Genomic DNA, 21,118 nt, shown 5'->3' with positions numbered 1-21,118 from the left:
ATCGGTGACCCGGCTGCCGCCGTACCGGCCTAGGCAGGCCGTTGAAGAACCGTCAGGCTCCGGTCGGTCAGCGTCAGCCGGGCGCCGGCCCGCACCTTCGGGCCGGCGCCCGGCGGCACGCAGTCCTCGCGGGCGGTGTCGACCACGACCTGCCACTGCCGGCCGTGGTCGACCGGTACCACGAACTCCAGCGGATGGGGGGAGGCGTTGAACATCAGCAGGAACGAGTCGTCCGTGACGCGTTCGCCGCGCCGGCCGGGTTCCGAGATCGCGTTGCCGTTGAGGAACACCGTCAGCGCCGAGGCACGCGCCGAGTCCCAGTCCCGCTGGGTCATCTCCGTCCCCTCCGGAGTGAACCAGGCGATGTCGGACAGGTCGTCGTGGGTGCCCTCCACCGGCCGCCCGTGGAAGAAGCGGCGCCTGCGGAAGACCGGGTGGTCCTTGCGCAGCCACACCATCGCGCGGGTGAACTCCAGCATCCGCCGCCGCGGGTCCTCCTCGCCGTCCTCGCCCTCCCCGGGCCAGTCGATCCAGGCCAACTCGTTGTCCTGGCAGTAGGCGTTGTTGTTGCCGCGCTGGGTGCGGGCCACCTCGTCGCCGTGGCTGATCATCGGCACGCCCTGGGAGAGCATCAGGGTGGCGATGAAGTTGCGCATCTGCCGGGCCCGCAGCCGCAGCACGTCCGGGTCGTCGGTCTCGCCCTCGGTCCCGCAGTTCCAGGACCGGTTGTGGCTCTCCCCGTCCCGGTTGTCCTCGCCGTTGGCCTCGTTGTGCTTGTCGTCGTACGACACGAGGTCGTGCAGCGTGAAGCCGTCGTGGCAGGTCACGAAGTTGATCGAGGCCAGCGGGCGCCGCCCGTCGTCCTGGTACAGGTCGGAGGAGCCGGTCAGCCGGGAGGCGAACTCCGCGAGCGTGCGCGGCTCGCCCCGCCACAGGTCCCGCACGGTGTCCCGGTACTTGCCGTTCCACTCGGTCCACAGTGGCGGGAAGTTGCCCACCTGGTAGCCGCCCTCGCCCACGTCCCACGGCTCGGCGATCAGCTTCACCTGGGAGACCACCGGGTCCTGCTGCACCAGGTCGAAGAACGACGAGAGCCGGTCCACCTCGTGGAACTGCCGCGCCAGGGTCGCCGCGAGGTCGAAGCGGAACCCGTCGACGTGCATCTCGGTGACCCAGTACCGCAGCGAGTCCATGATCATCTGAAGTACGTGCGGAGACCGCATGAGCAGGGAGTTCCCGGTGCCCGTGGTGTCCATGTAGTAGCGGCGGTCGTCGGTGAGCCGGTAGTACGACGGATTGTCGATGCCCTTGAAGGACAGGGTGGGGCCCAGATGGTTGCCCTCGGCGGTGTGGTTGTAGACCACGTCGAGGATCACCTCGACGCCCGCCTCGTGCAGCGCCTTCACCGCCGACTTGAACTCCAGCACCTGCTGACCGCGGTCGCCCCAGGACGCGTAGGCGTTGTGCGGGGCGAAGAAGCCGATGGTGTTGTAGCCCCAGTAGTTGTTCAGGCCCATGTCCACCAGCCGGTGGTCGTTCACGAACTGGTGAACCGGCATCAGCTCCAGTGCTGTCACACCGAGTTCGGTCAGGTGCCCGATCAACGCCGGGTGCGCGAGGCCCGCGTAGGTGCCGCGCAACTCCTCCGGCAGTCCCGGATGGCGCATGGTGAGCCCCTTGACGTGCGCCTCGTGGATCACCGTGTGGTGGTACTCCGTCCGGGGCGGCCGGTCGTCGCCCCAGTCGAAGTACGGGTTGACCACGACCGACGTCATCGTGTGCGGCGCCGAGTCCAGGTCGTTGCGCCGTTCGGGCGCGTCGAAGTGGTAGCCGTACACCTCCTCGCCCCAGCGGACCGACCCGCTGATCGCACGTGCGTACGGGTCGAGCAGCAGCTTCGCCGAGTTGCAGCGCAGCCCCCGCTCGGGCGCGTACGGGCCGTGCACCCGGAAGCCGTAGCGCTGTCCGGGCATGACGCCGGGCAGGTACGCGTGCCGCACGAACGCGTCGCTCTCGCGCAGTTCGACCGCCGTCTCGGAGCCGTCGTCGTGCAGCAGACACAGCTCTACTCGGTCCGCGGCCTCCGTGAAGACCGCGAAATTCGTGCCGGCGCCGTCGTACGTGGCACCGAGGGGATACGCCTCGCCAGGCCAGACCTGCATGGACACGACTCTTTCAGGTGGACGGCTCCGGTGGGGGCGCCTCGCCCCGAGTTTTTGCCGTGTCGTCCCACCCGGTACCGGTTCCCCGAGCCGGTCCTTCCTGACGGCGATGTGGTGAAGAGACAGTGAATCCGACCACTCACGGGGAGCGGGCACGGCAGAACAGTCGTGTGGAAGAGGGAAGTTGAGAAACGACCCTGCCATCGGGCTGCACCGCGCACCGCATGCGGAGTACTCTCCTTGATCGTTGGGGCTGGGAGAGCTCGGGGGAGCGGAAGGCGGTGCGCGGGTGGGTTCGGGAGGGCTGGAGCTGCCCCCTGGTGACGAGGGTCACGAGGGAAACTCCACGGACGTCCCGCCCGGTGCGGTGTCATTGGCGCGGCCGATGGACGCGGGCTCGATCGGCCCGGACCTGGACTGGGGCGCCGACGACTGGCGCGAGGTGCGGACCCGTGCCCAGCGGGCCGGCCGCGCCTACATCTGGCTGAACCTCGTCGAGCAGCGGCTGCGCTCGGTCGTCGCCGCGGTGCTGCGTCCGATCTACGAGCCGATGCACGGCGACGACTGGGTGGTCGCCGCCGCCGGACCCGCCGGACAGGAGTGGGTGCAGCGCGCGGCCGCGGTGCGCGAGGTGAGCCGCCGCAAGGGCTATCTGCTCGACCCGGCCGACGACAACGTGCTCTCCTTCCTCACGCTCCCTCAGCTACGGGAGCTGATGGTCCAGCACTGGCCGTGCTTCGAGCCGTACTTCGACGACCGGCGGGACGTCGAGCTGGCCCTGGACGAGCTGGAGGTCACCCGTAACGTCGTCTCCCGCAACCGGGCGCTGTCCGAGGCGGTGCTGAACCAGGCCGAGCGGGCCTCGGCGCGGCTGCTGGAGATGCTCGGCGCCGACGGCGACGTGCCGTCCGCGCGCCGGCTGCCCGTCGACGCGGTCGAGGACCTGGTGGGCGACCGGTACGCGGACGTGGTCGCCGTCCACCCCGACCGGGTGCGGCTGCTCCGCCAGTTCCCGGCCGAGGACATCTTCGGCGGCGCCCGCCGCCTGGACGCCATCGGCATAGGCCTCAACCTGCTGGTGCAGAACTTCTCCGGGCGCCGGCTGGTGCGGCTCGCCGAATCCGGCTGCCGGGTGCGGCTGCTGTTCCTCAACCCCGCCTCCAGCGCGGTCAAGCGCCGCGAACGCGAACTCGGCCTCAAACGGGGGGAACTCGGCCGCTCGGTCGAGATGAACATCCTCCACATGCGCCGGGTGCGGTCCCGGCTGCGCGACCCGGGAGCCTTCGAGATCCAGGTCTACGACGAGACGCCCCGCTGCACGGCGTACCTCGTGGACGGGGACGGCGCCGACGGCGTCGGCGTGGTGCAGAACCATCTGCGCCGGGCCCGGGGGATGGAGGCGCCGGTGCTGGTGCTGCGCAACGGCAGCAAGGTGGTCAAACCGGGTGAGGCCGAGGAGGGCGGGCTGTTCCCCACCTACCGTGAGGAGTTCGAGCAGATGTGGACGGATTCGCGCCCGGTGTCGTGAAGGCCCGTCTTGCGGCCGTCTGTCATGAGCCCTCCCGGCCGGTGGGCGGAAGGTGACCCTCGGGTTGTCAGTGGTGCGTGCGAAGGTGGGAACCACTGGGGGAACGCACCACACAGAAGGGGGACGGCCCATGGGCTGGCACCGAGAGCTGCTGATCGGCTTCGACCTGGAGACGACCGGCACCGACCCGCGCGAGGCGCGGATCGTCACGGGGGCCGTGATCGAGGTCAGGGACGGGGAGCCGCTGGGGCGCCGGGAGTGGCTGGCCGATCCCGGGGTGCCCATCCCGGCGGAGGCGGTGGCCGTGCACGGCATCAGCGGTGAGCGGGCGGCGGCCGAGGGGAGCCCCGCCGACCGGGTGGCCGACGCGATCGCCGACGTCCTCACCGCCCACTGGAGCGCGGGCGTCCCGGTCGTGGCCTACAACGCCGCGTTCGATCTGACGCTGCTCTCCGCCGAGCTGCGCCGGTACGGACTGCCGTCGCTGCGCGACCGGCTGGGGGGCGTGGACCCCGCCCCGGTCATCGATCCGTACACGATCGACCGCAGTGTCGACCGTTACCGCCGCGGCAAGCGGAACCTCGAAGCGGTCTGCGCGGAGTACGGCGTCGCGCTCGACTCCGCGCACGACGCGGCGGCCGACGCGCTCGCCGCGGCCCGGCTGGCCGGCGCGATAGCCGGCCGCCACCCGAAGGTCGCGGCCCTCGGCCCGGCGGAGCTGCACCTCCGCCAGATCGAGTGGTACGCCGCATGGGCGGCGGACTTCCAGAGCTTCCTGCGCCGCAAGGGCGACGCCACCGCGACCGTCGAGGGGACCTGGCCGCTGCGTGAACCGGCCGGCGAGCGGGTCTGACCGGTACCCCGGAAGCCCCGCGGCGGGGTGTGCGCGGTCGGGGGCGTCCGGGGTCAGAACGGGTACCAGCGGACGGTCGGGTCGCCGTCCCGGAGGGACGCCACGCGGCGCTCGAACTCGGCCAGGGCCTTCGGGTTGCTCGGCGCGTGCTGGGAGACCCAGGCGCAACTGGCCGTCTCCCGCGCGCCGCGCAGCACCGCGCAGCCCTCCCAGGCGCGCACGTCCCAGCCGTACGTCTCGGTGAAGGACGCGTACGCCTCGTCCGACAGCCCGTAGCGGTCGTGGGACAGGGCCATGACCACCAGGTCGTGCTCGCGCAGATCGGCCGAGAAGGTCTCCAGGTCGACCAGGACCGGCCCGTCCGGCCCGACGTGCACGTTCCGGGGCAGCGCGTCCCCGTGGACGGGCCCCGGCGGCAGATGGGGCGTCAGCGCCGCCGCGGCCGCCGCGAAACCGTCGCGCCGCTCACGCAGGTACGCGGCGTCCCCGGGGTCGATGGCCTCGCCCGCGAGCCGCAGCCAGCGTTCCACGCCGCCCAGCAGTTCGCGGGGCGGCAGCCCGAAGGAGGGGGCGGGCAGGGCGTGCACCACCCGCAGCAGTTCGGCCAGGTCCCGGGGTTCGGCGGGCCGTACCGGCGCGGGCAGCCGGTGCCACACCGTCACCGGGTACCCCTCGACCAGCAGCGCCCGGGGCTCCGCCGCCCGCACCGCGGGCACGCCCTCCTCGGCGAGCCACAGCGCGACGGCCAGCTCCCGGCGGGCCCGCTCCAGCAGGCCGCCGTCGCGGCCGACCTTGACGACCAGGTCGCCGGCGGCGAACACCGCGTTCTCGCCCAGGGCGAGCAGCCGCGCTTCCCGGGCGGCCGCGCGCCCCGGCAGTACGCCCGCCGCCGCCAGGACGTCCCGCGCCCGTGCCTCGTCCATCCGTCCGCCTCCGTGCCTGTTCCGGTGTCCGCGTCCGGTCGTCCGACCGTGTCCGCACCGTCGGTAAGTCTCGCATTCGCGCAGGTCGGCCGAGTGCGGAGTGTCCCGGTGCCCTGAATCCGATTGCACGAGACGTATCGTCTCGTTTAGGGTCGGGGCATGACCCGACCCGCTCACATCGCTATGTTCTCCATCGCCGCCCACGGCCACGTGAACCCGAGCCTCGAGGTGATCCGCGAACTGGTGGCGCGCGGTCACCGGGTGACGTACGCGATCCCGCCGGTCTTCGCGGACAAGGTCGCCGAGACCGGAGCCGAGGTGAAGCCCTGGAACTCCACGCTGCCCTCGCCCGACGACGACCCGGAGGCGTGGGGGAGCACCCTGCTGGACAACGTGGAGCCGTTCCTCGACGACGCGATCCAGGCGCTCCCGCAGTTGATCGAGGCCTACGAGGGGGACACCCCCGACCTGGTGCTGCACGACATCACCTCCTACCCGGCGCGCGTGCTCGGCCACCGCTGGGACGTGCCCGTGGTCTCCCTCTCGCCGAACCTCGTCGCCTGGGAGGGGTACGAGAAGGAGGTCGGCGAGCCGATGTGGGAGGAGCCGCTGAGGACCGAGCGCGGCCGGGCCTACTACGCCCGCTTCCACGCCTGGCTGGAGGAGAACGGGATCACCGAGCACCCCGACCCGTTCGTGGGCCGCCCCGCCCGCTCCCTCGTCCTGATCCCGAAGGCGCTGCAGCCCCACGCCGACCGGGTCGACGAGAGCGTGCACACCTTCGTCGGCGCCTGCCAGGGCGACCGGAGCGCCGAAGGAGGGTGGCAGCGGCCCCCCGGCGCGGAGCGGGTCGTCCTGGTGTCGCTCGGGTCCTCGTTCACCCAGCAGCCGGACTTCTACCGGGAGTGCGTCGATGCCTTCGGCGGCCTGCCCGGCTGGCATCTGGTGCTCCAGATCGGCCGGCACGTCGACCCCGCCGAGCTGGGCGAGGTGCCGGCCGGCGTCGAGGTGCGGTCCTGGGTGCCGCAGCTCGCGATCCTGAAACAGGCCGACCTGTTCCTCACCCACGCGGGCGCCGGCGGCAGTCAGGAAGGGCTGGCCACGGCCACCCCGATGATCGCCGTACCCCAGGCGGTGGACCAGTTCGGCAACGCGGACATGCTCCAGGCGCTCGGCGTCGCCCGGCACGTCCCGGCCGGGGAGGCGACCGCCGAGACCCTGCGCGCGGCGGCCCTCGACCTCGTCGGCGACCCGGAGGTCGCCCGCCGGCTGAAGGAGCTCCGGGCGGGGATGGCCCAGGAGGGCGGCACCCCCAGGGCGGCCGACCTCATCGAGGCGGAGCTGCCGGAGCGGCGGTAGCGGCTTCCCACGGTCGGCGCCGCCCCACCCGCGCCGTCCCCCCGCTCCGTCCCGCACGGACACGGCCGTCGTGCCCAGCCCTACGGGGTGCGGCGGCCGCCCTATCGTGTGGGCATGACGACGACATACGCGGCGCTGCTGCGCGGGATCAATGTGGGGGGCGGCAGAAGAGTCCCGATGGCCGAACTGCGCACCCTGATGGAAAGCCTCGGCCACGGAGCGGTGCGCACCCATCTCCAGAGCGGCCAGGCCGTGTTCACCTCCCCGCACGGCGACGAGGAGTCGCTGGCCGCCGGACTCGCGGAGGCGATCGAGCGGTACTTCGGCTTCGCCGTCGACGTGATCGTGCGCGACCACGCGTACTTACGGGGCGTCGCCGACGCCTGCCCGTTCCCGGCCTCCGAACCGGCCCCCAAGCAGCTCCACGTCACCTACTTCTCCGCCGCCGTCGACGCCGACCGCTTCGCGCGGATCGACGGGGCGGCCCATCTGCCCGAGGAGTTCCGCCTCGGCGACCGCGCCCTCTACCTGTACGCGCCGGACGGCCTCGGCCGCTCCGGACTCGCCGAGCAACTGGCCAGGCCCCGGACCACCAGGGGTGTCATCGCCACCACCCGCAACTGGAACACCGTCGTCAAGCTCGTGGAGCTCACCCGTGCATGAGGAGAACAAGGCCGTGGACGCCGCCATCGAGGGCGAACTGAAACTCCTGGATCCCGAGGTGCGCCGGTCGCCCGAGCGGGTCGGGGCACTGCTGCACCCGGAGTTCTTCGAGTTCGGCGCCTCCGGACGGCTCTGGGACCGTGACGCGGTCATCGCCCTGCTCGCCGACGAACACGTGTCGGGGGACCTGGCCGGTACCGTCTCCGACCTCAAGGCCGCACAGCTCGCCCCCGACGTCGTCCACCTCACCTTCGAAACGGACCACAACGGCCGCCGCGCACGCCGCAGTTCGCTGTGGCGTCGCACCGGTCAGGACTGGCTTCTCTACTTCCACCAGGGGACGCTGTTCGACCCGGACGAGGAGTGACCGGCCTGCGCGGGCCCGGGGCCGCGCCGGCCGTGAGCCCGCGCCGTCAGGCTCCCAGCGCCGCCAGCGCCGGCGTCCGCGCCGCGTCGTACCGCTCCAGCAGGACCCGCGCCACCTCGGGCGCCGGCCCCAGCACGTCCGCCAGTACGTCCGCCGCCGCCGCGCCCCGCGCGATGCGGTCCGGGAGGAAGCCGGGGGCGAGCACGTACGGGGCGACGGCGACGCGCTCGCAGCCCAGGGCGTGCAGTTCGCGCACCGCGTCCTCGGTGCGGGGCAGGGAAGCGGAGGCGAACGCAGGCCGCACGGCGCACCAACCGGTGTGCCGCCACTCCCGCGCGATTGCTGCGATCACTGCGATCGCCTCCGGGTCGGTGGACCCCGCCGAGGCCAGGACGACCCCGGTCGAGGACTTGTCGGCGGGGGTGAGACCGGCCTCGTACAGCCGGCGCTCCAGCGCGGCGAGGAGCAGGGGGGACGGTCCCAGGACGTCCGCCTGACGGACGCGCAGCCGGGCGGGCGCCTCCGCGAGGACCGCCGGGATGTCAGACTTGGCGTGGAAGGCGCGGGTCAGCAGCAGCGGGAGGGCCACCACGTCGCGCACCCCCTCCGCGGCGAGGGACTCCAGCACCCCGGGTACGGAGGGGACGTTGAAGTCGAGGAAGCCGGTCTCCACCCGCAGTCCCGGCCGCAGCGACCGCACCCGCCGCACCAGGGCGTGTACGGTCGCGGCGTGCCGCGGGTCGCGGCTGCCGTGGGCGATGACGAGAAGTACCGGTCGGCGCACGGTCGGCTCAGTCCTTCGCCAGCAGGCCGCGGCTGCGCAGGACCCACCGCTCCAGCGGGCTGAAGATCAGCAGGTCGATGGCGACGCCCACGGTCAGGATCAGCAGGATCGCCTCGAACACCATGGCCATGTCGCTGGCGTTGCGGCCGTTCTCCAGCAGCTGCCCGAGGCCGATGCCGAGGTCCGGGAACGACGCGATGATCTCCGCGGCCATCAGCGAGCGCCAGGAGAACGCCCAGCCCTGCTTCAGCCCCGCCACATAGCCGGGCAGCGCGGCCGGCAGCACGATGTGCCAGGTGCCCCTCAGCCCCGTCGCGCCGAGCGTACGGCCGGCCCGCACGAACAGCGGGGAGACCTGGTCGACGCCGGAGACCAGGCCGTTGGCGATGGAGGGGACCGCGCCGAGCAGGATCACCGCGTACATCATCTGGTTGTTCAGGCCCAGCCAGATCACGGCCGGCGGCACCCACGCCACCGACGGCAGGGACTGCAGCCCGGACAGGATCGGGCCGAGCGCCGCGCGCACGAACCTCACCCGCGCCACCAGCAGCCCCAGCGGGGTGCCGATCAGCAGCGCGAAGAAGAAGCCGAGCAGTCCGCGCGAGACGCTGGTCCAGATGTAGCCGAGCAGTTCGCCCTCGAGCCACGCCTGCCGCAGGACGTCCCACACGGCGCCCGGCGAGGGCAGCTTGGTGGGATCGTCGACGACCTCGAACGAGACCAGCGCCTGCCACACCGCCAGCACCAGGGCGACGGCGAGGACCGGCGGCAGGATCTTCTCGACGAACGTCCGGCGCCACGGTGTGCGGCCCTGCTGCACTGTCTCCAGCGCGTCGAGCCCCGCCTCCAGACCGGCGAGGTCACCGCCGTCCCTGGCGGTCGTCTCAGTGCTTGCCATGACGGCGGATCTCCCCACGCAGTTCTTCGGTGATCTCGACGGACAGCTCCGCCACCGCGGTGTCCTCGATGCGGCGCGGGTGCTCGATGTCCACCGTCCACTGGCGGGCGATCCGGCCCGGCCGGGAGGACAGCAGCACCACCCGCCCGGCGAGCCGGACGGCCTCGCGCACGTTGTGCGTGACGAACAGCACGGACAACCCCGTCTCGTGCCAGACCCGGGTCAGCTCGTCGTGCAGCACGTCCCGGGTGATGGCGTCCAGCGCCGCGAACGGCTCGTCCATCAGCAGCAGCCTGCTCTCCTGGGCGAGCGCCCGCGCCAGCGCCACCCGCTGGCGCATGCCGCCGGACAGCTCGTGCACCCGCTTGCCGTGGGCGCCCCCCAGCCGGACCAGTTCCAACAGCTCCTCGGCCCGGCCGCGGCGCTCGGACTTCGGCACGCCCCGCAGCCTCAGCGCGAGTTCGATGTTCTTGCCCGCGGTCAGCCAGGGGAACAGCGCGTGCTCCTGGAACATCAGCGCCGGACGGCCGTCCGTGCTGATCGTGCCGGCGGTGGGCCGGTCGAGGCCCGCCACCAGGTTGAGCAGCGTGGACTTGCCGCAGCCCGAGGCGCCCAGCAGGGTGACGAACTCGCCCGGGGCGACATCGAGGCTGATGTCGTCCAGCACGAGCTGCTGCCCGCCGGGCGTGCCCGGCGCCGGGAAGGACTTCGAGACGTGCTCGATCCGGGCGGCGTGGACGGCTTCCGTCTCGGCGCCTTCGGCGGCCTTGGCGAAGGTCGTGGCCATGGTCGTCACCTCCTGGGACGTTTCTTCGGGAGCATCGGGATCAGGGGTCAGCCGGCGCCGAGACCGGCGTCGTCGAAGGCGGGTGCGCCCTCGGCCGCGCGGACCTTGTCGAGGAGCGTGAGGTCGTAGACGCCGTTCAGGTCGGGCCTGTCCAACAGGCCGACCGCGACGGCGTGTTCCGCCTGGGTCCGGAGGGTGGCGGCCAGCGGGTCGTCGGTGAACCGGATCGACTTCCACGCCGGTTCCAGTACGTCGGCGGGCAGACCCTTGCCGGAGTCGGCCGCCAGCTGCTCGTTGGCGGCGGCCCTGGCCTTCTCCGGGTGGGCGTTGATCCACCGGTTGGTCTCGACCGACGCCCTGAGCACCGCCTCGACGGCCTTCGGGTGCTTCTCCAGGAACTCCTGGCGCACGACGATGTTCGTGATGACGAACTCCTCGCCGGGCCACAGCGACGCCTCGTCCAGCAGCACCTTGCCGCCCTCGGCGACCAGCTTCGACGCGGTGGGCTCCGGCACCCACGCCCCGTCGACCGAGCCGGCCGCGAAGGCGTCCGGGGTCACCTTGTTGTCGCTGCGGACGACCGTCACATCGCCTCTGCCGCTCTGCGGATCGACCGTCCAGCCCTGCTCGGACGCCCAGTTGAGGAACGCCACGTCCTGCGTGTTGCCGAGCTGCGGGGTCGCGATCCGCTTGCCCTCGACGTCCTCGAGGGACTTCACCCGGTCCGGGTTCACCACCAGCTTCACCCCGCCGGACGCCGAACCGCCGATGATCCGCAGGTTCTTGCCGCGGGACTTGACGTAGCCGTTGATCGCCGGCGAGGGACCGATCCAACCGATGTCGAGCGAACCGGAGTTGAGCGCCTCGATCTCGGACGGACCCGCGTTGAAGACCGCGTACCGGGCCTCGGTGGCGCCGAGCTCCTTCTGGAAGAAGCCCTTCCGGTTGCCCACCAGCGCGGTCCCGTGGGTGAGGTTGCCGAAGTAGCCGATCCGGACCGAGTCGAGGCCGTCGGTCTTCCGCGCCCCGGCGGCGATGCCGACCGTGTCCTTCTCCTTGGCCCGGGAGCCGTAGCCGCACCCGGTGAGGGCGAGCAGGAGCAGGGCGGCCGTCACGGCGAACGCGCGGCGCGGGGCGGATGTGGCAGGCACGGGAGGTGTTCCTCTCGGAGGCCCGGCGGTCACTGACTCTTGGGTCGCGGCCGGGGGGCGGCGGGTTTTCGCCTACGGCGACGGGTGCTGAGGGCGCGGGGGCGGTGCGCGCACGTCATCGCGCACATCGGGCCACCCCGCCCTGCCCGCTCCCCAGAGTCCCTCCCCCGACACGTCCGCCCTCCTTGGCGAACGTGAGGTAGAAGCCGGTGGAGTTCACGTTCAGAAGTCCCATCCGTCGTCCTCGTCCGCGCCCTTGACGGGCTCGGGGGCGGCGAAGGACTCGCCGGTCATGCCCGCGGTGAGCGTGGTGCCGTCGTTCGGGTCGATGAGGATGAACGAACCGGTGCGCCGCGAGTTCGCGTACGAGTCGGCCGGCAGCGGCTCGGCGGTACGGATCTTCACCCGGCCGATGTCGTTGGCGACGAGCTGCCCGGGGTGCGGGTGCAGGGACAGGTCGTCCAGCGTCAGCCGGGCCGGGATGTCCTTCACGATCGCCTTGACCGTGCGGGTCCCGTGCTTGAGCAGCACCCGGTGGCCGACGGTCAGCGGCTGGTCGGCGACATGGCACACGGTGGCCTCGACGTCCTGCGTGGTGGCCGGCGCGTCCTTGCTCGGGACCAGCAGGTCACCGCGGGAGATGTCGATGTCGTCGGCCAGCAGCAGCGTCACCGACTGCGGTGTCCAGGCCGCCTCGACGGGCTTGCCCAGCAGGTCGATCCCGGTGATCGCCGTCGTCCGGCCGGACGGCAGCACGGTCACCTCGTCGCCGGTGCGGAACGTCCCCGCGGCGATCTGGCCGGCGTACCCACGGTAGTCCGGGTGCTCGGCGCTCTGCGGCCGGATCACGTACTGCACGGGCAGCCGGGCGTGGCAGTGCGCCAGGTCGTGGCTGACCGGCACCGTCTCCAGGTGCTCCAGCACCGTCGGGCCGCCGTACCAGTCCATGTGCGCCGAGGGCTCCACGACGTTGTCGCCGACGAGCGCCGAGATCGGGACCGCGGTGACCTCCGGCACGCCCAGCTCGGTCGCGTACGCCGTGAACTCCTCGGCGATCCGCGCGAACACCGGCTCCTCGTAGCCGACCAGGTCCATCTTGTTGACGGCCAGGACGACATGGGGCACGCGCAGCAGGGCGGCGATGGCGGCGTGCCGCCGGGTCTGCTCGACGACGCCGTTGCGGGCGTCGACCAGGATGACGGTCAGCTCCGCGGTGGAGGCGCCGGTGACCATGTTGCGGGTGTACTGCACATGGCCCGGGGTGTCGGCGAGGATGAACCGGCGCCGCGGCGTGGCGAAGTAACGGTACGCCACGTCGATGGTGATGCCCTGTTCCCGCTCGGCCCGCAGCCCGTCGGTGAGCAGGGCGAGGTCGGGCGCCTCCTGGCCGCGGCTCACCGACACCCGCTCCACGGCCTCCAGCTGGTCGGTGAGGACCGACTTGGAGTCGTGCAGCAGCCGGCCCACCAGGGTGGACTTGCCGTCGTCCACGGAACCGGCGGTGGCGAACCGCAGCAGGGTCGTCTCCGCGAGCGCCTCGCTCGTGATCGTGCTCATGATTAGAAGTACCCCTCGCGCTTGCGGTCTTCCATCGCTGCCTCGGAGAGCTTGTCGTCGGCGCGGGTGGCCCCGCGCTCGGTCAGCCGGGAGGCGGCGATCTCGGTGATCACCTTCTCGATGGAGTCGGCCCCGGAGTCGACCGCGCCGGTGCAGGACATGTCGCCCACCGTCCGGTAGCGCACCAGCCGCTTCTCGACGCGCTCGCCGTCCTTCGGGCCGCCCCAGTCGCCGGCGGTCAGCCACATGCCGCCCCGCCGGAACACCTCGCGCTGGTGGGCGTAGTAGATCTGCGGGAGTTCGATTCCCTCGCGGGCGATGTACTGCCACACGTCCAGCTCGGTCCAGTTGGACAGCGGGAACACCCGGACGTGCTCCCCGGGGGCGTGCCGGCCGTTGTAGAGGTTCCACAGTTCGGGCCGCTGGCGGCGGGGGTCCCACTGGGAGAACTCGTCGCGCAGGGAGAACACCCGTTCCTTGGCGCGGGCCTTCTCCTCGTCGCGCCGGCCGCCGCCGAAGACGGCGTCGAACCCCTCGGCGGCGATCTTCTCGGTGAGCGGCAGCGTCTGGAGCGGGTTGCGGGTGCCGTCGGGGCGTTCGCGCAGCACTCCGCGGTCGATGTAGTCCTGCACGGAGGCGACGTGCAGCCGCAGCCCGTGCCGTGCGACCGTGCGGTCGCGGTAGTCGAGGACCTCGGGGAAGTTGTGCCCGGTGTCGACGTGCAGCAGCGAGAAGGGGACGGGCGCCGGGGCGAAGGCCTTCAGCGCCAGGTGCAGCATCAGGATGGAGTCCTTGCCGCCGGAGAAGAGGATCACCGGGTTCTCGAACTCGCCCGCGACCTCGCGGAAGATGTGCACCGCCTCCGACTCGAGGGCGTCGAGGTGGGAGAGGGTGTACGGCTCGGCCGCACCGCCGGCGCCCTCGCCGCCCGTCTCGATGGTGGCCGCGGTCGTCATGCCGGTCCCCTTTCGCTCAGCAGGGCGTGCACCGCCGCGGCGGACTCCTGGACGGTCTGGTGCTGCGACTCGATGCGCAGATCGGGTGAGACGGGAGCCTCGTACGGGTCGTCCACCCCGGTCAGGCCGGTGAGCTCGCCCGCGGCCTGCCGGGCGTACAGGCCCTTCACGTCGCGTGCGGAGCACACCTCGACCGGGGTCGCCACATGCACCTCGAGGTACGACGTGCCGTTCGTCTCGTGCCGCTTCCGCACCGCGTCCCGGCTGTCGGCGTACGGCGCGATCACCGGGACCAGCGCGGTGACGCCGTTGCGGGCGAGCAGTTCGGCGACGAAGCCGATGCGCTGCACGTTGGTGTGCCGGTCCTCGCGGCTGAAGCCGAGGCCCGCGGAGAGGAACTCGCGGATCTCGTCGCCGTCGAGCAGTTCGACACGCCGGCCCTCCGCGCGCAGCCGGCCGGCCAGTTCGTGGGCGATGGTGGTCTTGCCTGCGCTCGGCAGACCAGTGAGCCAGACGGTGGCTCCGGTCGTCACGGGGGTCTCCTGGTGGGTGGGGGTCGTGGAGGATGTCGGGGGCGCCGAGGGCGCGGTCATGGTCAGCCGTGCAGTCCGCACTCGGTCTTGGCGCGGCCCGCCCAGCGTCCGGCGCGGGCGTCCTCGCCCTCCAGCACGCGGCGGGTGCAGGGGGCGCAGCCCACCGAGGCGTAACCGTCCGTCAGCAGCGGGTTGGTGAGCACGCCGTGCTCGGCGACGTAGGCGTCCACGTCGTCCTGGGTCCAGCGGGCGATGGGGGAGACCTTGACCTTCCGCCGCTTCTCGTCCCAGCCGACGACCGGGGTGTCCGCCCGGGACGGGGACTCGTCGCGGCGCAGCCCGGTCGCCCAGGACAGGTAGTCCCGCAGGCCCTCCTCCAGCGGCCGCACCTTGCGCAGCGCGCAGCACAGGTCGGGGTCGCGGTCGTGCAGCTTCGGCCCGTACTCGGCGTCCTGCTCCGCGACCGTCTGCCGCGGGGTGAGCGTGATGACGTTGACGTCCATCACGGCCGCCACCGCGTCCCGGGTGCCGATGGTCTCCTCGAAGTGGTAGCCGGTGTCGAGGAACACCACGTCGACGCCGGGCAGGGCGCGGGAGGCGAGATGGGCGACCACCGCGTCCTCCATCGAGGAGGTCACGCAGAACCGCGGGCCGAAGGTCTCGGCGGCCCACGTCAGGATCTCCAGTGCGGAGGCGTCCTCCAGATCGCGGCCCGCCTGCTCGGCCAGCGCCCTCAAGTCGTCGGTGGAGCGCTCTTCCTGAACCCTCGTCATGTCCGGTCCCCTCCCGTGTCGGGTCGCTCGGGTCCGCGGGCGAGCAGCCCGAGGAACTTCAGCCGGAAGCCCCGGCGGCACGCCCCGCACTCCCAGGCCCCCGGTCCTTCCTCACCGGGGCGCAGGTCCTCGTCACCGCAGTAGGGGCAGTAGAAGGGCGCGGCCCGCTCACTCACGACAGGGCCTCCGCGTCGGCGCGCGCGGCCCAGGCGGCGAACCGCTCGCCTTCCTCGCGCTCCGCCTGGAAGCGCTTCAGCACCCGCTCGATGTAGTCCGGCAGCTCGTCCGAGGTGACCTTCAGGCCGCGCACCTTGCGGCCGAACGCGGGGTCCAGGCCGAGGGCGCCGCCCAGGTGCACCTGGTAGCCGCCGACCTGCCGGCCCTCGGCGTCGGTGACCAGCTGCCCCTTGAGACCGATGTCCGCGGTCTGGATGCGGGCGCAGGCGTTCGGGCAGCCGTTGATGTTGATGGTGACCGGCTCGTCGAAGTCGGGCAGCCGGCGCTCCAGTTCGTCGATGAGCTCGCTGCCGCGCTCCTTGGTCTCCACGATGGCGAGCTTGCAGAACTCGATGCCGGTGCAGGCCATCGTGCCGCGCCGGAACGGCGACGGGCTGACCCGCAGGTCCAGCGCCTCCAACGCGTCGACCAGGGAGTCCACCCGGTCCTGCGGCACGTCAAGGATGATCATCTTCTGCTCGACGGTGGTGGACACCCGCCGCGAGCCGTGTCCCTCGGCCAGTTCGGCCACCTTGGTGAGCAGCGAGCCGTCCATCCGGCCCACCCGCGGCGCGAAGCCGACGTAGAACCGGCCGTCCTTCTGCCGGTGCACCCCGATGTGGTCGCGCCACTGCCGCGCGGGCATCTCGGGCGCCGGACCGTCGATCAGCCTGCGGCCCAGGTAGTCGTCCTCCAGCACCTGGCGGAACTTCTCCGCGCCCCAGTCGGCGACCAGGAACTTCAGCCGCGCCCTGTTGCGCAGCCGCCGGTAGCCGTGGTCGCGGAAGATGGAGGTGACGCCCTCCCACACCTCGGGCACCTCCGCCTCGGGGACCCAGGCGCCCAGCCGCACCCCGAACTTGGGGTTGGTCGACAGGCCGCCGCCGACCCACAGGTCGAAGCCCGGGCCGTGCTCGGGGTGGACCACGCCGACGAAGGAGATGTCGTTGATCTCGTGGGCGACGTCCAGCAGCGGGGAGCCGGAGACGGCCGTCTTGTACTTGCGCGGCAGGTTGGAGAAGCGCGGGTCGCCGATGTAGCGGCGGGCGATCTCCTCCAGTGCCGCGGTGCCGTCGATGATCTCGTCCTCGGCTACGCCCGCGACGGGGGAGCCGAGCATGCCGCGCGGGGTGTCGCCGCAGGCCTCGGTGGTGGACAGGCCGACCGCTTCGAGCCGCTCCCAGATCGCGGGCACGTCCTCGACGCGGACCCAGTGGAACTGGATGTTCTGCCGGTCGGTGATGTCGGCGGTGCCACGGGCGTAGGTCTCCGCCACCTCGCCGATCGTCCGCAGCTGCTCGGTGGTGAGCCGGCCGCCGGTGATGCGGACCCGCATCATGAAGTACTCGTCCTCGAGCTCCTCCGGCTCCAGCAGGCCGGTGCGGCCGCCGTCGATCCCGGGGCGGCGCTGGGTGTACAGGCCCCACCAGCGGAAACGTCCCCGCAGATCGCCGGGGTCGATCGAGTCGAAGCCCCGCTTGGAGTAGATCGTCTCAATACGTGTCCGTACGTTGAGACCGTCGTCGTCCTTCTTGAGCTGCTCGTTGCTGTTGAGCGGAGTGAAGTGCCCCGCGGCCCACTGCCCCTCTCCGCGGTGACGGCTCACCTTCCGGCGGGGGGTCGCGGCGGCAGGATCCTGCGGGCTGGCGGCCATGGCTGATACGTCCTTCGGGACAGGCGGGAGACGGCTCTGACCTGCGCATGACGACACAGGCACAAGTGCGCGTCATTACGCGGGAGTTCAGTCGAGGAGAAGCGAGGTGGAACGGAGTGGAGAAAGGCTGTCGGGTACTGCTGAACGTGCTCTCAGCGCGCCGGACAGATGGCGCTGGACATACGGCCGAGGTCGACGTGACGCCGACTCACCAAGGCGATTCCCGTTCCAGGCATGACGGAAGCGTGGCACGGAGATCTGGACACAGTCCAGCTTTATCCATGATGCGGACGCGCTTGTCTCGGAATGAGAGAAACGAATGTTCTCGGCGCCGGGAGACCCGGGCGATCTCGTCCATGCGTGCCAAAAGGGGCGGACGACGCGGCCCGGGCGGGGCGGGCGCGCCGTCAAGTGGGGTGAACGTGCTGGTCGGACAGGGTGAACGTGCTGCTCAGGCGGGGTGGGCTCCCGGCCACGGGCCCGGCGTGGCGACCTCGGGCTCCTCCTCGACCGCGGTGTCGAACAGCCTGAAGCCCCGGCGCCGGTAGTTGTCCATGGCGTACTCGCCGTCCTTGCTGCACGTGTGCAGCCAGACCCGCCTGGTCGGCTTCAGGTCGGGCCGGCGCTCCGCCAGGTCCCAGGCCCGCGCGACACCGTACGACAGCAGGTGACCGCCGATGCGCCGGCCCCGGAAGGCGGGGATCAGGCCGAAGTAGACGATCTCCACGACCCCGTCGTCCTGCGCCTCCAACTCCACGTATCCCGCGGGCGTCCCCCGGTCGTAGGCCACCCAGGTCTCCACGCCGGGCCGGTCCAGGTGCTCCAGCCACTGCGCGTACGTCCACCCCAGCCGGTCGGTCCAGCGGATGTCACCGCCGACCGAGGCGTACAGGAAACGGCTGAACTCGGGGGAGGGCACCTCGGAACGGACGATCCGCACGTCCCCCTCGGGCGCGGCGGCCGGCAGGAGGTCGGTGGGCGCGGTCTGCTCCAGGGACCAGGTGGTCACGGTGATGGTCGTCATGCCGGAAAGGGAACCACTTGGCACATACATCTGTCGAACGGCCGACGGACGAGGCGGAGCCCTCAGTCCAGGGAGTGGTCGACGGAGTCCAGGGGCAGGGCGAAGAGCATGCGGCCGGACTGGGACCACACCTCGCCGGTCTCCTGCCAGTAGGACAGGGACGCCGCCGGCCCGCTCCAGCAGCGGTACGTCTCGTCCGCCCCGCACCGGGTGGGCCGCGCCCCCTCCGCGTCCTGCCGCCACAGCGTCCCGCGCTCCTGGGGCGTCCCGGTCATCCGGCCCAGATACCAGCCCGACCCGTACGACAGCACGCTGCGCACATCCGTCAGCTCCGTCTCGTACGCCGCGACCACGTCCGCCTGCCCCGCCGTGTCCGCGGCCAGCAGCCCCGCGCGGGAACGGCCGTCGTCGAACGCGTACCGCCACAGCCGGGTCGGCCCGTCGTGCTCCTTCGGCACCGCCTCGTGCGCGACCAGGCTGTCCGGCTCCGTGCTGCGGTCCAGCGAGATGCCGCCCGGCTGCGGGGCGTTCGCATCGACCGTCCGGTACGAGGCGACGGCCGGCAGTACGTACCGCGCCCCGGCCGCCGACCAGCCGCCGGGCACCCGCCCGACCGTCGCGCCGTCCACGGTGGCCCGCTGGACGCGGTCCACGTCGTACACGTACAGCGCGCTGCCGTCCCCCCGGCCGGTCGTGACCAGCAGCTTGTCCTGGTACCAGACCATGCCGGACACGGGGGAGACCAGCCCCCGGTAGTCGCGGCCGCCGTCCACCGGGACGGCGAGCTGCGCCCAGGTGTAGCGGAGGTCGTCGGGGTCGCCGGCGTCGATGAACGCGACGCGCGCGAGCCCCTGGCCCGGGCCGGCGGCGACGGGATCCTCCACCGGGGTGCCGTCCGCCGAGACGTCGCCCCGGCTCCAGCCGGAGAGCACCACACGGCTCGGACCCCAGTAGCCGTCGTCGTCGGCGTCCCCGGACGTGGTGACGGCGCCGGAACGCCAGCCCTCGACGTCGGCACCGTCCCAGCAGTACGCGCGTGTGGCGGCCGGTTCGACGGGCAGCGCCCGTCTGTCGTCCTCCGGACAGGCCGCCGCGTCCCGCAGGGAACCGTCGGTGTCGTCGAGCACGGCCCGGACGCCGACGGGCCGACCCATCTCCGCGGAGAGCCGGGCGAGCCACTGCGGGGGCACACGGTCCTCGGTCAGCCGCAGCGGCGCGGTCTCGGCGGGCGCGGTCAGCGGTTTCAACGCCCCGGGGTCGTCGGCATCGGTGGCCTGCGACGTGCTGATCATGGTGGCCGCCGCGGTGAGCGCGAGCGCGGTCCCGGCCAGCGTCGCCCGCAGCGCCCTGCCCCGCCTGCGCCGGCGATGTCTGCCGCGATGCTTCATAACGTCCTCCCGAGGCAAACCAACTGCGTCCGGTGGTCCGACCGTTGACCGTGGAACAGGTGGGGTGGCCCGTAGAGGGATGCTACGGCAGGGGGACCCGCCGAGGGACGAAGACCCTGCAAATGTGCGGAACACGTGACCCCGGCGGCCCGGACGCGCCCGGGCCCCGGACCTCAGTCCTCCGGGCGCCGGCGCCCGCCCAGCGCCGGAGCCGTCGAGTGCGGGAGGAGGTCGCGCGGGTCGTCCGGGAGGAGGACGTCCACCTCGGCGTCCTCCACGAACCGGTACGGGCGGTGCTCCAGCAGACCGCCGAGATAGCGCCGTATCCGGGACATCTCCGCGCGCACCGTCACCGTACGGGCCGGGTCCCCGAACAGGTCCTCGGCCAGCGCCGCGGCGCTGCGGCCGCTCCGCCGCACGGCCAGCAGATACAGCAGCTCGGCGTGGCGGGGGCTCAGCCTCCGGGACCAGGAGCCCGCCCCGCCGGACACCTCCACCGACCCACCGCGCGGACCCCGCAGATCCAGCACGATCCGGCTCGCCGCGCGGGCCACCGGCTCGTCCGCCACCCGCACCAGCCAGCCCCCGGCCAGCGGCTCCAGCGAGCACCGGCCCAGCGCCGGCAGCCACCGCGTCCCGGCCGACACCGGACCGGGCAGCGCCAGCCGACTCTCGTACGGCATCCCGGTCACCGCGGCCGTCCACCCGTACCGGTCCACCACCAGGGCCCGCCCGCCCACCCGGGCCAGCACCGGCGCCGCCACCGCCCGCAACCGCTCCAGCGACACCAGATGGTCCTCCCGCAACCGGGCCTCGGCGAGCTTGGCCACCGCCTCGACCCAGGCCAGCGTGGCCGGATGCATCGTCTCCAGCGGCCCGCTCACATCCACCACACCGATCGGCCGCCCGTCCCGGGGATCGGTCAGGGGCGCCCCCGCACACGTCCAGGAGACCTGCGACCGGGCGAAGTGCTCGGCGGCCGAGACCTGCACCGGCCGCCCGGCCACCGCAGGAGTACCCACCCCGTTGGTGCCGACGACGTCCTCCCGCCAGTCCGCGCCCACCGTCAGACCGATGCCGTCCGCCTTGCGCAGCACCGCCGTACTGCCCTCCCGCCACAGCACCCGGCCGTCCGCGTCGGCCACCACCATGATGTGGCGGGCGACGTCCGTGAACGGCAGCAGCCCCTCCCGCAGCACCGGCAGCACATGCCGCAGCGCCGAACCCTCCCGCCGCCGCTGCACCTCCGCGCGGGACAGCAGCCCGGTCCGGGCGTCGTGGTCCGGGTCGACGCCGCTGCGCAGCATCCGCTCCCAGGACCGGGCGATCACCGGGCGGGGCGCCACGGGCGCGCGCCGGCCGGCGAGCGTCGCGCTGCGGACCTCGTTCAGCAGCCGGGCCGTGAGCATCGTGTCGACGCCGGTCGGCTGCGTCACGTCCGTCGGCGAGAGCACCACTGAACCTCCCGGGCAAGGGCATCGGGGCAGCCGCACCCACGGCCCGCGGCCGCGCCCCCGAGATCCGTTCCGGCCGTCCGTCCCA

21 protein-coding genes are annotated in these 21,118 nt (G+C 72.4%); 5 read left to right on the top strand and 16 right to left on the bottom strand.

Going from position 1 to position 21,118, the window contains the following annotated elements:
• Nucleotides 1-29: 29 nt before the first annotated feature.
• The gene (gene glgX / locus ACWEQO_RS29435) at nt 30-2,162 is read right to left on the bottom strand and encodes a glycogen debranching protein GlgX (protein WP_361459542.1); all 2,133 of its coding nucleotides are present in this window, start codon (nt 2,160-2,162) and stop codon (nt 30-32) included.
• A 289-nt stretch (nt 2,163-2,451) separates the two neighbouring features.
• Here glgX and ACWEQO_RS29430 point away from each other — a divergent pair, with 289 nt between their 5' ends.
• On the top strand, nt 2,452-3,690 hold the full coding sequence (locus tag ACWEQO_RS29430) for an SAV2148 family HEPN domain-containing protein (protein WP_361459578.1): 1,239 nt from the start codon (nt 2,452-2,454) through the stop codon (nt 3,688-3,690).
• Nucleotides 3,691-3,820: 130 nt separating this feature from the next.
• Nucleotides 3,821-4,543: an exonuclease domain-containing protein gene (locus tag ACWEQO_RS29425; protein WP_452985852.1), complete on the top strand. Its 723-nt coding sequence runs from the start codon at nt 3,821-3,823 to the stop codon at nt 4,541-4,543.
• 53 nt (nt 4,544-4,596) lie between these two features.
• On the opposite strand, the gene ACWEQO_RS29420 is transcribed toward ACWEQO_RS29425, so the two are convergent.
• Complete coding sequence (locus tag ACWEQO_RS29420; protein WP_361459540.1) at nt 4,597-5,466, bottom strand: aminoglycoside phosphotransferase family protein; 870 nt, start codon at nt 5,464-5,466, stop codon at nt 4,597-4,599.
• Nucleotides 5,467-5,625: 159 nt separating this feature from the next.
• Between ACWEQO_RS29420 and mgt the strand changes: the two genes are divergently transcribed.
• The 3 genes from mgt (at nt 5,626) to ACWEQO_RS29405 (ending at nt 7,855) form a co-directional block, all read left to right on the top strand.
• A complete protein-coding gene (gene mgt / locus ACWEQO_RS29415; protein WP_452985851.1) occupies nt 5,626-6,825 on the top strand; it encodes a macrolide-inactivating glycosyltransferase in 1,200 nt (399 codons plus the stop codon).
• Nucleotides 6,826-6,939: 114 nt separating this feature from the next.
• The gene (locus ACWEQO_RS29410) at nt 6,940-7,488 is read left to right on the top strand and encodes a DUF1697 domain-containing protein (protein ID WP_452985850.1); all 549 of its coding nucleotides are present in this window, start codon (nt 6,940-6,942) and stop codon (nt 7,486-7,488) included.
• Nucleotides 7,481-7,855 carry a nuclear transport factor 2 family protein gene (locus ACWEQO_RS29405; protein ID WP_361459537.1) on the top strand — a complete coding sequence of 125 codons (375 nt, stop codon included), beginning with the start codon at nt 7,481-7,483 and terminating at the stop codon, nt 7,853-7,855. Before ACWEQO_RS29410 ends, ACWEQO_RS29405 begins: the two co-directional genes overlap by 8 nt.
• A gap of 46 nt (nt 7,856-7,901) precedes the next feature.
• On the opposite strand, the gene ACWEQO_RS29400 is transcribed toward ACWEQO_RS29405, so the two are convergent.
• The 14 genes from ACWEQO_RS29400 to ACWEQO_RS29335 all read right to left on the bottom strand — a co-directional run bounded on the left by ACWEQO_RS29400 (nt 7,902) and on the right by ACWEQO_RS29335 (nt 21,033).
• Entirely contained in the window at nt 7,902-8,639 is a 738-nt protein-coding gene (locus ACWEQO_RS29400) for a sirohydrochlorin chelatase (RefSeq protein WP_361459536.1), read from the bottom strand.
• 7 nt (nt 8,640-8,646) lie between these two features.
• Nucleotides 8,647-9,537, bottom strand: a complete 891-nt coding sequence (locus ACWEQO_RS29395) for an ABC transporter permease (protein WP_452985849.1) — start codon at nt 9,535-9,537, stop codon at nt 8,647-8,649.
• Nucleotides 9,524-10,324, bottom strand: a complete 801-nt coding sequence (locus ACWEQO_RS29390) for an ABC transporter ATP-binding protein (protein WP_452985848.1) — start codon at nt 10,322-10,324, stop codon at nt 9,524-9,526. The genes ACWEQO_RS29395 and ACWEQO_RS29390 overlap by 14 nt, the downstream gene beginning before the upstream one ends.
• A 47-nt stretch (nt 10,325-10,371) precedes the next feature.
• On the bottom strand, nt 10,372-11,475 hold the full coding sequence (locus tag ACWEQO_RS29385; RefSeq protein WP_452985847.1) for an aliphatic sulfonate ABC transporter substrate-binding protein: 1,104 nt from the start codon (nt 11,473-11,475) through the stop codon (nt 10,372-10,374).
• 222 nt (nt 11,476-11,697) lie between these two features.
• A complete protein-coding gene (locus ACWEQO_RS29380; RefSeq protein WP_452985846.1) occupies nt 11,698-13,032 on the bottom strand; it encodes a sulfate adenylyltransferase subunit 1 in 1,335 nt (444 codons plus the stop codon).
• A 2-nt stretch (nt 13,033-13,034) separates the two neighbouring features.
• Nucleotides 13,035-13,988 (bottom strand): sulfate adenylyltransferase subunit CysD, encoded by a 954-nt coding sequence (gene cysD / locus ACWEQO_RS29375; RefSeq protein ID WP_361459531.1) that lies wholly within the window; start codon nt 13,986-13,988, stop codon nt 13,035-13,037.
• Entirely contained in the window at nt 13,985-14,521 is a 537-nt protein-coding gene (cysC, locus tag ACWEQO_RS29370) for an adenylyl-sulfate kinase (RefSeq protein WP_452985845.1), read from the bottom strand. Before cysC ends, cysD begins: the two co-directional genes overlap by 4 nt.
• A gap of 62 nt (nt 14,522-14,583) precedes the next feature.
• A complete protein-coding gene (locus tag ACWEQO_RS29365) occupies nt 14,584-15,294 on the bottom strand; it encodes a phosphoadenylyl-sulfate reductase (protein ID WP_452985844.1) in 711 nt (236 codons plus the stop codon).
• Entirely contained in the window at nt 15,291-15,470 is a 180-nt protein-coding gene (locus ACWEQO_RS29360; RefSeq protein WP_452985843.1) for a hypothetical protein, read from the bottom strand. The genes ACWEQO_RS29365 and ACWEQO_RS29360 overlap by 4 nt, the downstream gene beginning before the upstream one ends.
• Entirely contained in the window at nt 15,467-17,164 is a 1,698-nt protein-coding gene (locus ACWEQO_RS29355) for a nitrite/sulfite reductase (RefSeq protein ID WP_452985842.1), read from the bottom strand. Before ACWEQO_RS29355 ends, ACWEQO_RS29360 begins: the two co-directional genes overlap by 4 nt.
• 152 nt (nt 17,165-17,316) lie before the next feature.
• Entirely contained in the window at nt 17,317-17,400 is an 84-nt protein-coding gene (locus tag ACWEQO_RS29350; RefSeq protein WP_310887545.1) for a putative leader peptide, read from the bottom strand.
• 215 nt (nt 17,401-17,615) lie between these two features.
• Nucleotides 17,616-18,188: a GNAT family N-acetyltransferase gene (locus tag ACWEQO_RS29345; protein WP_452985841.1), complete on the bottom strand. Its 573-nt coding sequence runs from the start codon at nt 18,186-18,188 to the stop codon at nt 17,616-17,618.
• 62 nt (nt 18,189-18,250) lie between these two features.
• The gene (locus ACWEQO_RS29340; RefSeq protein ID WP_361459525.1) at nt 18,251-19,576 is read right to left on the bottom strand and encodes a hypothetical protein; all 1,326 of its coding nucleotides are present in this window, start codon (nt 19,574-19,576) and stop codon (nt 18,251-18,253) included.
• Nucleotides 19,577-19,749: 173 nt separating this feature from the next.
• A complete protein-coding gene (locus tag ACWEQO_RS29335; protein ID WP_452985840.1) occupies nt 19,750-21,033 on the bottom strand; it encodes a GAF domain-containing protein in 1,284 nt (427 codons plus the stop codon).
• Nucleotides 21,034-21,118: the final 85 nt, after the last annotated feature.

The organism is Streptomyces sp. NPDC004051 (genome assembly GCF_053604275.1).
The sequence above is the reverse complement of the archived record's forward strand: the minus strand, read 5'-3'. Positions and strand labels throughout refer to the sequence as shown.

Coding starts and splice junctions, on each gene's coding strand:
- glgX (WP_361459542.1), bottom strand. CDS start 2,162: ATGCAGGTCTGGCCTGGCGAGGCGTATCCCCTCGGTGCCACGTACGAC.
- ACWEQO_RS29425 (WP_452985852.1), top strand. CDS start 3,821: ATGGGCTGGCACCGAGAGCTGCTGATCGGCTTCGACCTGGAGACGACC.
- ACWEQO_RS29420 (WP_361459540.1), bottom strand. CDS start 5,466: ATGGACGAGGCACGGGCGCGGGACGTCCTGGCGGCGGCGGGCGTACTG.
- mgt (WP_452985851.1), top strand. CDS start 5,626: ATGACCCGACCCGCTCACATCGCTATGTTCTCCATCGCCGCCCACGGC.
- ACWEQO_RS29410 (WP_452985850.1), top strand. CDS start 6,940: ATGACGACGACATACGCGGCGCTGCTGCGCGGGATCAATGTGGGGGGC.
- ACWEQO_RS29395 (WP_452985849.1), bottom strand. CDS start 9,537: ATGGCAAGCACTGAGACGACCGCCAGGGACGGCGGTGACCTCGCCGGT.
- ACWEQO_RS29390 (WP_452985848.1), bottom strand. CDS start 10,324: ATGGCCACGACCTTCGCCAAGGCCGCCGAAGGCGCCGAGACGGAAGCC.
- ACWEQO_RS29380 (WP_452985846.1), bottom strand. CDS start 13,032: ATGAGCACGATCACGAGCGAGGCGCTCGCGGAGACGACCCTGCTGCGG.
- cysD (WP_361459531.1), bottom strand. CDS start 13,988: ATGACGACCGCGGCCACCATCGAGACGGGCGGCGAGGGCGCCGGCGGT.
- ACWEQO_RS29365 (WP_452985844.1), bottom strand. CDS start 15,294: ATGACGAGGGTTCAGGAAGAGCGCTCCACCGACGACTTGAGGGCGCTG.
- ACWEQO_RS29355 (WP_452985842.1), bottom strand. CDS start 17,164: ATGGCCGCCAGCCCGCAGGATCCTGCCGCCGCGACCCCCCGCCGGAAG.
- ACWEQO_RS29350 (WP_310887545.1), bottom strand. CDS start 17,400: ATGCCTGGAACGGGAATCGCCTTGGTGAGTCGGCGTCACGTCGACCTC.
- ACWEQO_RS29345 (WP_452985841.1), bottom strand. CDS start 18,188: ATGACGACCATCACCGTGACCACCTGGTCCCTGGAGCAGACCGCGCCC.
- ACWEQO_RS29340 (WP_361459525.1), bottom strand. CDS start 19,576: ATGAAGCATCGCGGCAGACATCGCCGGCGCAGGCGGGGCAGGGCGCTG.